The following is a 13,164-nucleotide window of genomic DNA, read 5'->3' as shown; positions in this document are numbered from 1 at the left end:
AGGCGATGACCGGAGGGGCCGCGCGCTCGATACCCTGGTGCGGTGACCACGACTGCCCTGCGCCGCGCGCCGTCGGACGCCCGACCAGCGAACCCGTGGTGGCTCGTCCTCGCCGGACCGTTCGCCGTCGTCGTCGCCGTCGTCGCGGTGCTCGCCGCCGGTGCGTTCTCGGCCGCGTTCACCGTCCCCGCCGGCTTCCCCGACCCGGGTGCGCTCGCGCGCCTCGGGACCCCGGTCGTCACGGTCCTCACCGAGCTCGCCGTCGCGCTGACGCTCGGCTCGCTCGTCCTCGCGGCGTGCGTGCTGCCCGCCGGGACGTCCGTGCGCAAGGCGCTCGGCGTCGCGGGCGCGTCGGCCGCGACGTGGGCCGTGCTGGCGGTCGTGCAGGTCATGCTGCGCTACTCCTCGATCTCCAGCACGCCGATCACGGGCCCGACGTTCGGCGACCAGCTCGGCCTCTTCGTCTCGCAGGTCAGCCTGGGCCGCAACTACCTCGCGATCATCGTCGTCGCGGCGCTGACGTCCGCCGCCGCGCTCGCCGTGCGCGGCGCCACGGGCGCCATGTGGACCGCCGTGCTCGCGCTCGTCGCGATCGCGATGCAGGCCAACACGGGTCACGCCGCGGGCGCGGTGAGCCACGAGCTCGCGGTCTCCTCGATGTTCCTCCACCTGGCCGGCGCCGCGCTGTGGGTCGGTGGCCTGGGCACGCTCGCCGTCGTGCGCGTCCGCGGCGGGCTGGGACGCGCGGACTTCGCGGCGTCCGTCGCGCGGTACTCCGCGATCGCGCTGTGGTGCTACGTCGCCGTCGCCGTCTCGGGGATCGCGAACGCGAGCATCCGCGTCGACACGCTCGCGGGCCTCACCACCGACTACGGCATCCTCCTGCTCACCAAGCTCGCGCTGCTGCTGGTCCTCGGCGTCGTGGGCTTCGCGCACCGCGAGCTCGTCGTGCGGCGGCTCTCCGGCCCGACGGCGGTCGCGCGGCCGGGCGCCGACCGCACCTCGTCGAAGGTTTCCTCGAAGCCCGCGGCGAAGGCCTCGTCGAACGGCTCGTCGAGCAAGCCGGCGACGTCGTCGTCCACGGGCGCGAAGGGCGCCGCCGCGGAGGGCACGCGCTGGCTGTTCTGGCGCCTCGTCGCGGTCGAGCTCGCGATCATGGGCGCCGTGTCCGGCGTCGCCGTCGCGCTCGGGTCGACCGCGCCGCCGGTGCCGCAGGAGGAGCCGCTCGACACCTCCGCCGCGTACCAGGTGACGGGGCACGCGCTGCCGCCGGAGCCGACGCTCGCGCGCTGGTTCACCGAGTGGCGCTGGGACCTGCTGCCCGCGTTCGCGTGCGTCGCGGCGCTCGTCGTCTACCTGCGCTGGGTGCGCCGCCTCGCGAAGCGCGGCGACTCGTGGTCGGTGGGACGCACGATCTCGTGGTGCCTCGGCATCCTCATCCTGTTCTGGGTGACCTCGGGCGGGCCGGCCATGTACGGCCACGTGCTGTTCAGCGCGCACATGGTGCAGCACATGATCCTGGCCATGGTCGTGCCGATCTTCCTGGTGCTCGCCGCGCCCGTGACGCTGCTCCTGCGTGCGGTGCCGCCGCGCAAGGACGGGTCCCGCGGTCCGCGGGAGTGGGTGCTCGCGATCGTGACGTCGCGCGTGGGCCAGTTCTTCGCCAACCCGATCGTCGCCGCGGTGAACTTCGCCGGTTCGATGATCGTCTTCTACTACACACCCGCGTTCGAGTACGCCCTGACGACGTACGCCGGGCACCTCGCGATGCTCGCGCACTTCACGCTCGCGGGGTACCTGTTCGCCAATGCGCTCGTCGGGATCGACCCGGGCCCGCACCGGCCGCCCTACCCGCAGCGCCTGCTCCTGCTCTTCGCGACCATGGCGTTCCACGCGTTCTTCGGCGTCGCGCTGACGACGGGCGAGGTGCTGCTCGTCCCCGAGTGGTTCGGCCTGCTCGGCCGCGAGTGGGGCCCGAGCGCGATCGCCGACCAGCAGCGCGGCGGCGGCGTGGCCTGGGGCATCGGTGAGCTCCCGACGCTGATCCTGGCGATCGTCGTCGCCGTCATGTGGACGCGATCCGACGAGCGCGAGGCCCGGCGCAGCGACCGCCAGGCCGACCGCGACGGCGACGCCGAGCTCCAGGAGTACAACGCCATGCTCGCCGAGATGTCGAAGCGCGACGACTGACCCCCTCCCCGCCGAACACGACATGGAGGTCGTTATGGGCTCCATAACGACCCTCATGTCGTGCTCGACGGCGCGTGGTGTCGTGCTCGGGCAAGGTGCCGACGCACGTCGGTGACCAGCCGGCCTGGTCGTGGCGACCCTGGGGGCGTGACGTCGCGTCCGGTGAAGCGCAACAGGTCCACGGCACCGCACGCGACGAGGTCGTTCTGTCGAGCCCGGTCCCGCAGGAGCGCCGCCGGCACGCTGTGGACGTCGACGCCGTCCAGCTCCGCGATCAGCCACCGGCCCCCGGGCAGTCGCCATCCGAGGTCGCCGCGCCCGAGGAGTCGGTCGCCGTCGAACACCTCCACCTGCAGGTCGTCGGGCGCGATGCCGGACTCCGTGCAGTCGAGCCGCGCGAACGTCTCGAGCGGCGACTCGGCGCGGCCGTCCGACTGCGCCCACCAGGCGTGCGTACGCGCGACGCCCCGCCGGCCACGCGCAAGGTCGTGCGCGTGCGCGAGCCCGTCAGCGGTCAGGAGCCCGCGGTACCGCGCGCTGTCCATCGCTGCGACCGCGCGCATCCTGCCCATCTCCGGCACGGCCTGCGCCAAGGCCCAGTCCGACGTCGCGACCCACCGGCCCTCGACGAGCGTCACGGTCATGCCGTCGTCGAACTGCCTCAGCACGATGCCGTCGCGAGAGCGACCGGCACGCGCCCCGGGGAGCGTCACCTCGGGCACGACGTCCGTGCGCACGCCTTCCACCCCGAGGAGCACCAACGCGCACGGCCCGACGGCGATCGCGTCCGGGCCGTGGGCGAGCAGCCCGAGCCAGGCGGCCCGTCGCCGCAGGTGGTCGTGGCGGCGCGCGCCGTCTCGATCATGGAGCGGGGTAGGGATCGTGTCGAGGACGGCGTGGGTGACCCGGTGCCAGCGGCCCTGGCTCACGAGGCGGGAGCGGCGGTGCGGGCCGACACCGTGCTCGGCGCACTGCCGCGCGGAGAGCAGGCCCTCCTGGGCGCCGGCGAGGGTGAGGAGCTCGGGCGGGACGTCGGTCACGGTGCGCATGCGCCGATCGGAGCAGGTCGGGCGGGTCGGCCGCCGCGGCCGTTGCGACACCTGTGGACGGGACCGGGGGTACAGCGGCCTGTGGACGGCCAGGATGCGCGGCGAGCACCCCGGCGCGCGGCCCCGCCTGACCGGCCTGGCGTCGTCGAACACGACACCACGCGCCGTCGAGCACGACATGAGGGCCGCTATGGACTGCATAACGACCCTCATGTCGTGTTCGGCGCGCTGGGGTGGGGGGCGAGCGGGGGCGGTGGCCGTGATAGGACGTACGGGTGAGTAACGACGCCGCCTCGCCCGGAAACTCCTACCCCTCCGAGAACCCGTTCCACGATCTCGATCAGTACCTCGCGATCCCGCGCGTCGGGGGGCTCGCGCTCTCGCCCGACGGGGCGCGCCTGGTCACGACCGTCCAGACCCTCGACTCGCAGCGCACGGGGTACCGGACGGCACTGTGGGAGGTCGACCCCGCGGGTCACGCCCCGGCGCGTCGGCTCACGCGCAGCACCAAGGGGGAGTCGAGCGCGACGTTCACGGGTACGGGCGACGTGCTCTTCACGTCGGCGCGGCCCGACCCGGACGGCGGCTCCGACGACGACCCGAAGGCGGCGCTGTGGCTGCTGCCCGCGTCCGGCGGCGAGGCGCGCGTCGTCGCGACGGCGCCCGCGGGCGTGAGCGGCCCGCTCGCCGCGACGGACGCGCCGGTCGTCTCGGTCGCGGCGCCGGTGCTGCCGAGCGCGCGCGACCTCGCGCACGACGGCGAGCTCCGGTCCGCGCGCAAGGACGCCAAGGTCGCGGCGATCCTGCACAGCGCGTACCCGGTGCGCCAGTGGGACCACGACCGCGGCCCGGACGAGGCGCACCGGTTCGTCGGCGACCTCACGACCCTCGTGGACGAGCCCGCCCACCCGCTCCCGGCCGGGTCCTCCGACGAGAAGGCCGGCGACAGCACCGACCAGCCCCGCGACCCCCGGCTCCTCGACCTGCGCGACGTGACCCGCGGCGTCGGGCAGGGTGCCGCGCCGGGGCGTGCGCTGCACGACCACTCCGCGGACCTGTCCGCCGACGGCACGACCCTCGTCACGACCTGGCAGGTCGCCGGTCCCGGGCCGCAGGTGCGCAACACGCTCGTCGCGATCGACACCGCGACGGGCGCACGGCGCACGCTCGTCGACGAGCCGAGCGCGGAGGCGCACTGGCCGCGCATCTCGCCCGACGGCGCGTGGGTCGCGTTCGTGCGCGAGACGATCTCGACGCCGCACCAGGCGCCGGAGGAGAGCCTCGCCGTCGTGCCGCTGCACGCGCCGGACGGGCCCGCCGGGGTCTCGGTCGCGGACGTCCCCGCCGTGCACGACGACTCCGCGACGACGCGCGCCGAGAACCACGCGACCCCGCGCACGCTCGTTCCGCACTGGGACCGCTGGCCGACGTCGCTGCGCTGGCTCCCCGACGGCTCGGGCCTGCTCGTCACGGCCGACGACGACGGCCGCGGCCCGGTCTTCCTCGTCGCCTTCTCCCCGGACGGCGCGACGGAGAACGGCACCGCCGAGCGCGTGACGAGCGACGACGCGGTCTTCACGGACGTGCAGGTCGCGCCCGACGGCCGCACGGCGTACGCGCTGCGCACGAGCTACCTCGAGCCGTCGCACCCGGTGCGCATCGACGTCGGGGCGTTCCTCGACTCCGGTGCGGCGGGCGGCCGCACCGCGGTGCCCGCGACGCCGCTGCGCGGCCCGGTCGCGACGCCCGACCTCCCGGGCACGCTCGTCGACGTCGAGACCGCCGCGGCCGACGACGTGCGTGTGCGCGGCTGGCTCGCGCTGCCGCACGGTGCGTCCGCGGAGAACCCGGCCCCGCTGCTGCTGTGGATCCACGGCGGCCCGCTGGGGTCGTGGAACGCGTGGAGCTGGCGCTGGAACCCGTGGCTGATGGTCGCGCGCGGGTACGCGGTGCTGCTGCCGGATCCGGCGCTGTCGACCGGGTACGGCCAGGACTTCGTGCAGCGCGGCTGGGGTTCGTGGGGCAAGGCCCCGTACACCGACCTGCTCGCGATCACCGACGCGGTCGAGGGCCGCCCCGAGGTCGACGCGACGCGCACGGCCGCGATGGGCGGGTCGTTCGGCGGGTACATGGCGAACTGGGTCGCGGGCCACACGGACCGCTTCCGCGCGATCGTCACGCACGCGAGCCTGTGGGCGCTGGACCAGTTCGGCCCGACCACGGACCACGCCTACTACTGGGCGCGCGAGATGACGCCGGAGATGGCGCTCGAGAACAGCCCGCACCGGTTCGTGGCCGACATCGTCACCCCGATGCTCGTGATCCACGGCGACAAGGACTACCGCGTGCCGATCGGCGAGGGCCTGCGGCTCTGGTACGAGCTGCTCCGGTCGTCGGGCCTGCCCGCCGGGGCCGACGGCGAGACGGTGCACCGGTTCCTGTTCTACCCGGACGAGAACCACTGGGTCCTGCAGCCGCAGCACGCGAAGGTCTGGTACCAGGTGGTGCTCGCGTTCCTCGCCGAGCACGTGCTCGGCGCGACGCCGGGCGAGGGCGACGCGGAGCTGCCGACGACGCTCGGCTGAGCACGCGGTGACGCGCTCCCGATCACGAGGTTGCTGTCGTTCTCGGCTCGATGACGACAGCAACCTCGTGCTCGACGCCCTGGGGAGGACGTGTCAGGGGAGGGCGCGGAGGCGGGCCGCGCGGAGCGTGAGGTAGTCGCGCTCCGCGGGGCTCGGTGTCCCGGTTGAGCGTGACGTGCGGGCTCGGGTCGAGGCGCTCCAGCACCGAGTACAGCGCGAGGACCCGCTCCGGCGACCACGACGCCGCGCGCAGTCGACCACGACGTTGCTGTCGTCATCGGCCGCATCCCGACAGCGACGTCGTGGTCGGCGGTCAGGGGTGGGCGCGGAGCTGGGCCAGGCCGCGGCGGGCGTGGCTCTTCACCGTGCCGAGGGGGAGCCCGGTCTCGGCCGCGACCTGCGCGTGGGTGTGCCCCTGCGCGTACACGAGGCGCACCACCCGGCGCCGCTCGGGGGCCAGACGGCGCAGCGCGCCCTCGAGGTCGACCCGGGCGGCGGCGTCGTCGGCCGGGTCGGGCACGGTCGTCACGAGGCGGCTGCGCGAGACGGCCTCGCGGCGGCGCGCTTCCCGGGCGCGGTCCCTCAGGACGTCCGCGGTGACGTGGCGTGCGATGCCCAGCAGCCACACGGGCAGGTCGCCGCGCGCGGGGTCGAACCGGTCGCGCGAGCGCCACGCGGCGAGGAACACGAGCTGGGTCGCGTCGTCGGCGTCGGCCGGGTCGCCCAGGCGTCGCGCGACGACGGCGCGGACCAGCGGGGCCCAGCGCGTGTACGCGGCGGGGACGTCGAGCACGCGGTCGCGGGCTCCGGGCGCACGCTCGCCCGGCCTCGCGCCCTGCGGGGCGCGGGGGACACGTGCCACGGCCCCGACCATCGCGTCACCGGTCCTCGTCGTCCTTCTCCCAGTGTCCGACGCCGCGGCGCGGGACGCGAGGCCGCGTGCGCGGGTGCGGGGGCAGGGCTGTGCGGAGAGCGGTGCGGAGGCTGGTGACGCGCGCGGACGGCCGGGCTCAGGCGGGCGTCAGCGGTGCACCGGACGGCGCTGGTGGACGTGCCGGTCGTGCACGGCCTTGCCGAGCTCGTAGATCGAGCCGACGAGGATGCCGGCGATGACGAGCGCGCCGAAGATCAGGAACCACTGCGACATGCCGTTCCCGATCCCCGAGATGCCGATCGTCCCGCCGGAGCCGGCAGCGAGCGACGCGAACATGGCGACCTCCTCCCGAGGGGCGGACGCACCCTCTCGTCCGGGGTTCGCCCGCGGGCCCCCGGACGGATGCGCTCGGGAGCGTCGCGTCAGGCGACGGTGGTCGGGAGCGGGGCGAACGCCGCGCGCCAGCGGCGCACGAGGCGCCGGTCGGCCGCACCCCGGGCCGCGGCCCACGCGCAGTGCTGGGTCGTCTCGCGGTGCTCCAGCAGGGCGTCGCGGTCGTGCTCGAGGGCCCAGAGCAGGGCCGTGCGCACCTCGGTGCGCGAGGGGGCGGAAGGCAGGGTGTCGTGCATGGTCCGTCTCGTCGTCGTGCGGGCTTCCGGCGGTCTGATGACCGCTTCCACCCGACAAGACGGCACAAGTCGTCGTCTGTGACGCGAGTTCGGTGACTTTTCTCGGGAGAAGGTGTGATGCCCATCGCACGAACCGGTCCGCGCGGCCGGTCCGCGTGGACCGGCCGCGCGGCCGATCGTGGCCGGCGGGCGTGCTGCGCCGGGTCAGGAGACCGCGTCGACCAGCGCGGCCGCGAGGTCCTGCGGGCGCGAGAACATCGGCCAGTGCCCGGTCGGCAGGTCGACGTAGGTGAGGTCCGTGAGCTCGCCCAGCTCGGTGTGCAGGGGAGGGCCGGGGTGGGCGAGCTCGGCGAGCACGGCCGACGGGATCGAGGAGCAGATCACGGTCGTGGGGACGTGCAGGCGCGCCGGGTTCGTCACGTGCACCGGGCCGCGCGCGACCGGGCCGGGCGTCGGCACCGCGCGCTCGCGGAACCGTGCGAGCGCGTCGTCGTCCAGGCCGTCGAGGCTCGACCCGTCCTCGCCCAGCACCTCCCAGCCCGGCAGCGGGACCTCCGCCGCGTCCGCCGGGAGGTCCGGCGAGAGCGCGGCGCCGTCGACGAGGGGGCCGGTGTCGACGTACACGATCCGCTCGATCCGGGCGGGGTCGCGGTCGGCGACCTGCTGCACGACGGGTCCGCCGCCGCTGTGGCCGACGAGCACGACCCGTCCGTCGAGCCCGGCGACGAGCCGAGCGACGGCGTCCACGTGGTCGTCGCGCGTGACGCGGGCGCGGTCCTGCGCGGTCGCAGCGGGGTCCAGCCCCGGGAGGGTCACGGCGTGCGGGACGAGGCCGGCGGCCTCGAGGTGGGGGAGGACGTCGTCCCACGCCCAGGCGCCCAGCCAGAAGCCGGGGACGAGGACGACGTGGAGGGGCGGCGCTGACGTGTCGTGGATGCTCATGCCCCCACCCTCGCAGCACGTCGGTGACAGCCGCCTGTCACCGATCTCGCGGCGAGAGGCGGAGAGTCGCGGACGACCCTCGCCACCCGTGAGCAGGTTTGTTAGTCTCCCTTTCGAACGATGCCATCGGCAGCCTCGACCCTGCGTGCCGTCGTTCCCCGGGGGAAATTCAGGCCCTTTCTCGACGTGCCGGGAAATGGCAATTCTCCCGGTATTCATCCCGTTTGTTTCGCCTGGTGAATTCCGCTGGCGCCCGCCCTGTTCGTCCCGGTATGTTCGTTGTGCCCCACCCAAGGATGGGCTGGTCGGGTCGTTGGACGTACAGGTGCCGGGAAAGACGCTCATCCCGATGTTCTCGGTCGCCACCGTGCCACGAGCGACGTGCGACAACCCCGGCCATGTTCGCGTTTCGTCCGACGCACAGGCTGGAGATTCCGCCATGACCATCGAGATCAGTGTCGTCATCCCTACCTACAACCGCGCACGCCTGCTCCACCACACGCTCGACGCGCTCCGACGCCAGACGCTCGACGCCGACCGGTTCGAGGTCGTGGTCGTCGACGACGGCGGGAGCGACGACGCGGAGGACGTCGTCCGCTCGTTCGCCGGGGACCTCGACGTCAAGTACTACTGGCAGGAGGACACCGGGTTCCGTGCCGGGAAGGCGCGGAACATCGGTACCGCCATCGCCTCGGGAAAGTACGTCGTCTACGTCGACACGGGCGTCCTGCTCGGGTCCCGCACGCTCGAGACGCACCTGGAGATCCACGGCCGCGCGACCTACCCGACCGTCGTCGTCGGCTACGTGTACGGGTTCGAGTCCGACGCGGCGACGCTCGGCACGCTCGCCGACGGCATCGACCCCCGGGACGCGGACGCGACGATCGACCTCCTCGACGCGCGCGGCGCGTACGACGTGCGCGAGAAGCAGTACCAGGAGCTCGGCGAGATCATCGCGGGCTGGCCCGCCCCGTTCGACATCTTCTGGACCTGCCACGCCTCGGCGGAGCGCGAGGAGGTCCTCGCCGCGGGGATGTTCGACGAGTCGTTCACGAGCTGGGGCGGTGAGGACGTCGACCTCGGGGTGCGCCTGTTCCAGCGCAACAACCTCTTCGTCATGGAGCGCACCGCGCGCTCGTTCCACTGGCCGCACGAGAAGGAGGTCGAGGACCTGCGGGAGTCGTCCGCGAACGCCGCCGACCGGATCCACGAGAAGTACGGCCTCTGGGTCACGAGCTTCTACGGCAAGGACCTCCAGGACGAGAAGTACTCGCTCAACAAGGTCATCCGGATCTTCACCGGCAACGGCGCCCAGGGGGCCAGGTCGTCGACCGGCCCGGCCGGCGCGACCCGCGGGAACGCGGGGGTGCTCTGATGGGCGCGCTCTACGACAACGAGTACCCCTGCCGGCCGGACTGGCCCCTGACCGGCACGGTCACCGAGGCGCTCCTGGCGCACGGGGTCGACGTCGGGGACGGCACGAGCTTCGTCGGCGTCCCGCGTGTCGCGTTCACCCAGGTCGCCGACTCGGAGGACGGGCCCCGTCGGCTGCGCCGGGACGACTTCCGGGGGTCGATCCGGATCGGTGCCCGCTGCTACGTCGAGTCGAGCGTCAACCCGGCGTTCCACAGCCAGCCCGTGAAGCTGAGCTCGATCAAGGTCGCGGACCGGGAGGCCGGGCGCATCGAGATCGGCGACGACGTCGTCCTCCAGGGCGTCGCGATCGTCGCGTACGAGCACGTGGAGATCGGCGACAGGGTGATGTTCGGTCCCCTCGTCACGATCATGGACAGCAGCGGGCACCCGTTGCGCGACCGGGGCGGCGCGCGCGAGGCGGCCCGGATCACGTCGGCACCCGTGCGCGTCGGGGCCGGCGCGTGGGTCGGGACGGGGGCGACGATCCTCAAGGGCGTCGAGATCGGCGAGGGGGGCGTCGTCGGCGCCCAGAGCGTGGTCTACGAGTCCGTCCCCGCCGGTGCCGTCGTCGTGGGCAACCCGGCGCGCGTCGTCAAGCAGCTGTGACGGACGGCCGCCGCGCGGGCGGCGGCGCGACGACCGCGCGGTCCGGGAGGCCGGGCCGGCTCGTCGGGCGTGCGCGCCGTGCGCTCGCCGGCGCGGCGGTGCGCCAGGTGCTGGGCGTCGCGGTCCCGGTGACCGCGCAGACGCTCTTCTTCTCCAGCAAGGGCATCGTCGACGCGGCGATGCTCGGGTCACAGTCCGAGGTGGACGTCGCGGCGATCGGTCTCGCCGCGCGGGCCATGTTCGTCGCCTCGATGTTCGTCGTGGGCCTGTCGGTCGGCGCCGCCCAGCTCGGCGCGCAGATCTGGGGCGGCGACGGGCCGGGCCGGGACGCGGCGCTCCGCCGGACCGTGTGGCTCGGCTGGGTCGTGTCGACCGCGGCGGGGGTGGTGGTGCTCGTCCTCTTCCTGGTGTTCCCCCGCGAGGTCGTCGCGCTCGGGACGGACTCCCCGGAGGTGGTCGAGCGGGGCGCGGGGTTCCTGCGCCTCGTGAGCGTGACGTACGTGCTCCTCGCCTACACCACGAGCATCAGCGCCGGGCTGCGCGTCATGGGCCGGGCGTCGGTCGGGATGCTGTACGCGGGCCTCGGGGTGCTGCTGAACGTGGGCCTCAACGCGCTCCTCATCACCGGGCTCTGGGGGTTCCCCGCGCTCGGCATCACCGGGGCCGCGTACGGGACGCTCGTCAGCGCGTGCGTCGAGACCCTGCTGCTCGCGCTGCACCTGCGCTGGGGTCGCCGGCTCCTGGGGTCGTTCCCGCGCGCCGACCTCGCCGGGATCCGCCGCGACGACCTGCTCGCCCTCGTGCGCCTCGCGGTGCCCGCCGCGGTCAACAGCACGCTGTGGGCGCTGGGCACCTTCGCGTTCTACGCGATCGTCGGGGGCGCGAGCGTCCACAGCGCGACGGCGCTCGCGATCCTCTCGCCCGTCGAGTCCCTGTCGCTGGCGTTCTCCGTAGGCCTCGCGAACGGGACGGCGGTCCTGCTGGGCGCGCGCCTCGGGGCCGGCGCGTTCGACGAGGCGTACGCGCTCGCCCGGTCGCTGGTCCTCGTGAGCGCGGTCGCCGGAGCGGTCACGGGACTCGTGGTGTGGCTGCTCGAACGCCCGGTCCTCGGCCTCTTCCCGGGGGTATCGCCGGAGAGCCTGGCGCTCACGGGCGAGCTCTTCGACGTCATGGTCGTCGGGTTCGTCCTCAAGAGCGTCGCGATGACGCTCGTCATGGGCGTCCTGCGGTCGGGCGGCGAGGCGCGGTTCTGCCTCCTCCTGGACGTCGTGGCGCAGTGGGTGCTGCTCCTCCCGCTCGCCGCGCTCCTGCGGTTCGTCGTGGGCGCGGAGCCCGTCCACGTGTTCGCGCTCCTCCTGGTCGAGGAGACGTTCCGGATCGTCGTCGCGGCGCGCCGCGTGCGGTCCCGGCGGTGGGTCGCGTCGCTCGTGCCGGCGGCATGAGCCGCCGGTGCCGGAGGGCGCGGGGCGGGCCGGTCGGGAGCGCCCGGCCGTCCGACGGCGGACCAGGTGACGCGGCAGGTGGCGGGCAGGATCGAGCGGGGGAGGAACGGCATGAACAGGACCGAGCGGCTCTACGCGCTCGCCGAGGAGCTGCGCCGCGCGGGGCGGACGGGCACCACGGGCCCGCGCCTCGCGGCAGCGCTCGAGGTGAGCGAGCGGACGATCAAGCGCGACGTCGCCGCGCTGCAGCAGGCCGGGCTGACGATCTGGGCGCAGGCGGGACCCGGCGGCGGCTACGTGCTCGACCCGAGCGCGTCCCTGCCCCCGGTGAACTTCACGCCCGGCCAGGCCGTCGCGGTCGCGGTCGCGCTCGCGACGCTCCCGCCGGGCAGCCCGTTCGCGGTCGACGCGCTCGCCGCGCGCGGCAAGGTGTGGGACGCGCTCGCGGCCGGCGACCGGGCGCGGGCCGAGGCGCTCGCCGCGCGCGTGTGGGTGCGGCACGACGCGGGCTCCGCGTCGCCCGGGCCGTCCGCACCTGCCGTGCGCGGAGGCTCCGGGACGACGGCGCTCCCGCCCGACGCCGTCGCCGGACCGAGAGCCGGTGCGTCGCCGGGCAGCGTCTCCCGGGCCGGTGACGACGCCGCGTCGCACGGCGCGGACGGCGGCGGGGACGTCGTCGGTCGCGCCCGCTCGCACCTCGGGGTGCTGCGCGCCGTTGAGCAGGCGCTGGCCGGGTCGCGCGTGCTCGCGATCCGCTACCGGGACGGCCGGGGCGCGACCTCGGCGCGCCGGGTCGAGCCCGTGCTGCTCGCGCACGCCGACGGGCGCTGGTACCTCGTCGCGTGGTGCCGGACGCGCGAGGCGATCCGCTGGTTCCGGCTCTCGCGCGTCGAGCGCGCCGACCTCACGGCCCAGACGTACGCGCCCCGCCCGGTCGAGGACGTCGGCGAGCCGCCTGCCGGTGCGGCGGCGGTCTACGACCCCGACCCGCCGTGACGGCGCCGGCGGACCGTCAGTCCCCGCGCAGCACGCAGAACTCGTTGCCCTCGACGTCGGCCATGACGACGAACGTCTCCTGCCCACCCTGGCCGACGTCGACGCGGTGCGCGCCGAGCCCTTCCAGCCGCGCGACGTCGGCCGCCTGGGTGGACGACGAGAAGTCCAGGTGCACGCGGTTCTTGACCGTCTTGCCCTCGGGGACCCGCTGGAAGACGAGGCTCGGCGGCCCGAGGACCGTCTCGCCGTCGCGCGGGTAGAGCACGGCCTCGCCGTGCGGTCCGGTCTCGCGCCCCGTCCAGCCGAGCGCGGCCTGCCAGAAGTCCGCCACGACGGCGGGGTCGGCGCAGTCGACCACGGCGCCGCTGAAGGTGAGTGTCATACCGCCAGTGTGACGTGCGCCACCCGCAGGGTCGCGGCCCGCCGAGGGTGCGG

The 13,164-nt window shown here is 74.5% G+C and carries 12 protein-coding genes; 6 read left to right on the top strand and 6 right to left on the bottom strand.

The genetic code is table 11. The annotated features are described in order from the left end of the window. Positions 1-42: 42 nt before the first annotated feature. On the top strand, positions 43-2,190 hold the full coding sequence (locus ACFC2L_RS08960; RefSeq protein WP_375823936.1) for a cytochrome c oxidase assembly protein: 2,148 nt from the start codon (positions 43-45) through the stop codon (positions 2,188-2,190). A gap of 53 nt (positions 2,191-2,243) precedes the next feature. Here the strand turns inward: ACFC2L_RS08960 and ACFC2L_RS08955 are convergent, their stop codons facing one another. Next, positions 2,244-3,239 carry a hypothetical protein gene (locus tag ACFC2L_RS08955; protein ID WP_375823935.1) on the bottom strand — a complete coding sequence of 332 codons (996 nt, stop codon included), beginning with the start codon at positions 3,237-3,239 and terminating at the stop codon, positions 2,244-2,246. A gap of 275 nt (positions 3,240-3,514) precedes the next feature. On the opposite strand from ACFC2L_RS08955, the gene ACFC2L_RS08950 reads away from it, so the two are divergent. After that, positions 3,515-5,824 (top strand): prolyl oligopeptidase family serine peptidase, encoded by a 2,310-nt coding sequence (locus ACFC2L_RS08950; RefSeq protein ID WP_375823934.1) that lies wholly within the window; start codon positions 3,515-3,517, stop codon positions 5,822-5,824. A gap of 313 nt (positions 5,825-6,137) precedes the next feature. Here ACFC2L_RS08950 and ACFC2L_RS08945 read toward each other — a convergent pair whose 3' ends face one another. The 4 genes from ACFC2L_RS08945 to ACFC2L_RS08930 all read right to left on the bottom strand — a co-directional run bounded on the left by ACFC2L_RS08945 (position 6,138) and on the right by ACFC2L_RS08930 (position 8,269). Next, positions 6,138-6,686, bottom strand: a complete 549-nt coding sequence (locus ACFC2L_RS08945; RefSeq protein WP_375823933.1) for an RNA polymerase sigma factor — start codon at positions 6,684-6,686, stop codon at positions 6,138-6,140. Positions 6,687-6,845: 159 nt separating this feature from the next. Beyond that, the gene (locus tag ACFC2L_RS08940; protein WP_375823932.1) at positions 6,846-7,034 is read right to left on the bottom strand and encodes a hypothetical protein; all 189 of its coding nucleotides are present in this window, start codon (positions 7,032-7,034) and stop codon (positions 6,846-6,848) included. A gap of 86 nt (positions 7,035-7,120) precedes the next feature. Then, on the bottom strand, positions 7,121-7,327 hold the full coding sequence (locus tag ACFC2L_RS08935; protein WP_375823931.1) for a hypothetical protein: 207 nt from the start codon (positions 7,325-7,327) through the stop codon (positions 7,121-7,123). Between the two features lie 204 nt (positions 7,328-7,531). Then, the gene (locus ACFC2L_RS08930) at positions 7,532-8,269 is read right to left on the bottom strand and encodes an alpha/beta fold hydrolase (protein ID WP_375823930.1); all 738 of its coding nucleotides are present in this window, start codon (positions 8,267-8,269) and stop codon (positions 7,532-7,534) included. A 439-nt stretch (positions 8,270-8,708) separates the two neighbouring features. Here ACFC2L_RS08930 and ACFC2L_RS08925 point away from each other — a divergent pair, with 439 nt between their 5' ends. From ACFC2L_RS08925 to ACFC2L_RS08910, 4 genes are all read left to right on the top strand, one after another. Continuing rightward, on the top strand, positions 8,709-9,644 hold the full coding sequence (locus ACFC2L_RS08925; RefSeq protein ID WP_375823929.1) for a glycosyltransferase: 936 nt from the start codon (positions 8,709-8,711) through the stop codon (positions 9,642-9,644). Further along, a complete protein-coding gene (locus tag ACFC2L_RS08920; protein ID WP_375823928.1) occupies positions 9,644-10,291 on the top strand; it encodes an acyltransferase in 648 nt (215 codons plus the stop codon). Before ACFC2L_RS08925 ends, ACFC2L_RS08920 begins: the two co-directional genes overlap by 1 nt. Then, the gene (locus ACFC2L_RS08915; RefSeq protein ID WP_375823927.1) at positions 10,288-11,733 is read left to right on the top strand and encodes an MATE family efflux transporter; all 1,446 of its coding nucleotides are present in this window, start codon (positions 10,288-10,290) and stop codon (positions 11,731-11,733) included. Before ACFC2L_RS08920 ends, ACFC2L_RS08915 begins: the two co-directional genes overlap by 4 nt. Positions 11,734-11,844: 111 nt before the next feature. Continuing rightward, positions 11,845-12,729, top strand: a complete 885-nt coding sequence (locus ACFC2L_RS08910) for a helix-turn-helix transcriptional regulator (RefSeq protein WP_375823926.1) — start codon at positions 11,845-11,847, stop codon at positions 12,727-12,729. Positions 12,730-12,745: 16 nt separating this feature from the next. Here ACFC2L_RS08910 and ACFC2L_RS08905 read toward each other — a convergent pair whose 3' ends face one another. Then, positions 12,746-13,111, bottom strand: coding sequence for a VOC family protein (locus ACFC2L_RS08905; RefSeq protein WP_375823924.1), 366 nt, complete (start codon positions 13,109-13,111; stop codon positions 12,746-12,748). Between the last annotated feature and the right edge of the window lie 53 nt (positions 13,112-13,164).

It is taken from the genome of Cellulosimicrobium sp. NPDC055967 (assembly GCF_042269845.1).
GTDB lineage: Bacteria > Actinomycetota > Actinomycetes > Actinomycetales > Cellulomonadaceae > Cellulosimicrobium.
The sequence above is the reverse complement of the archived record's forward strand: the minus strand, read 5'-3'. Positions and strand labels throughout refer to the sequence as shown.

What these genes read in the sequence shown, in the direction of transcription:
- ACFC2L_RS08955 (WP_375823935.1), bottom strand. Translation starts at nt 3,239, where the DNA reads ATGCGCACCGTGACCGACGTCCCGCCCGAGCTCCTCACCCTCGCCGGC.
- ACFC2L_RS08940 (WP_375823932.1), bottom strand. Translation starts at nt 7,034, where the DNA reads ATGTTCGCGTCGCTCGCTGCCGGCTCCGGCGGGACGATCGGCATCTCG.
- ACFC2L_RS08935 (WP_375823931.1), bottom strand. Translation starts at nt 7,327, where the DNA reads ATGCACGACACCCTGCCTTCCGCCCCCTCGCGCACCGAGGTGCGCACG.
- ACFC2L_RS08930 (WP_375823930.1), bottom strand. Translation starts at nt 8,269, where the DNA reads ATGAGCATCCACGACACGTCAGCGCCGCCCCTCCACGTCGTCCTCGTC.
- ACFC2L_RS08925 (WP_375823929.1), top strand. Translation starts at nt 8,709, where the DNA reads ATGACCATCGAGATCAGTGTCGTCATCCCTACCTACAACCGCGCACGC.
- ACFC2L_RS08920 (WP_375823928.1), top strand. Translation starts at nt 9,644, where the DNA reads ATGGGCGCGCTCTACGACAACGAGTACCCCTGCCGGCCGGACTGGCCC.
- ACFC2L_RS08910 (WP_375823926.1), top strand. Translation starts at nt 11,845, where the DNA reads ATGAACAGGACCGAGCGGCTCTACGCGCTCGCCGAGGAGCTGCGCCGC.
- ACFC2L_RS08905 (WP_375823924.1), bottom strand. Translation starts at nt 13,111, where the DNA reads ATGACACTCACCTTCAGCGGCGCCGTGGTCGACTGCGCCGACCCCGCC.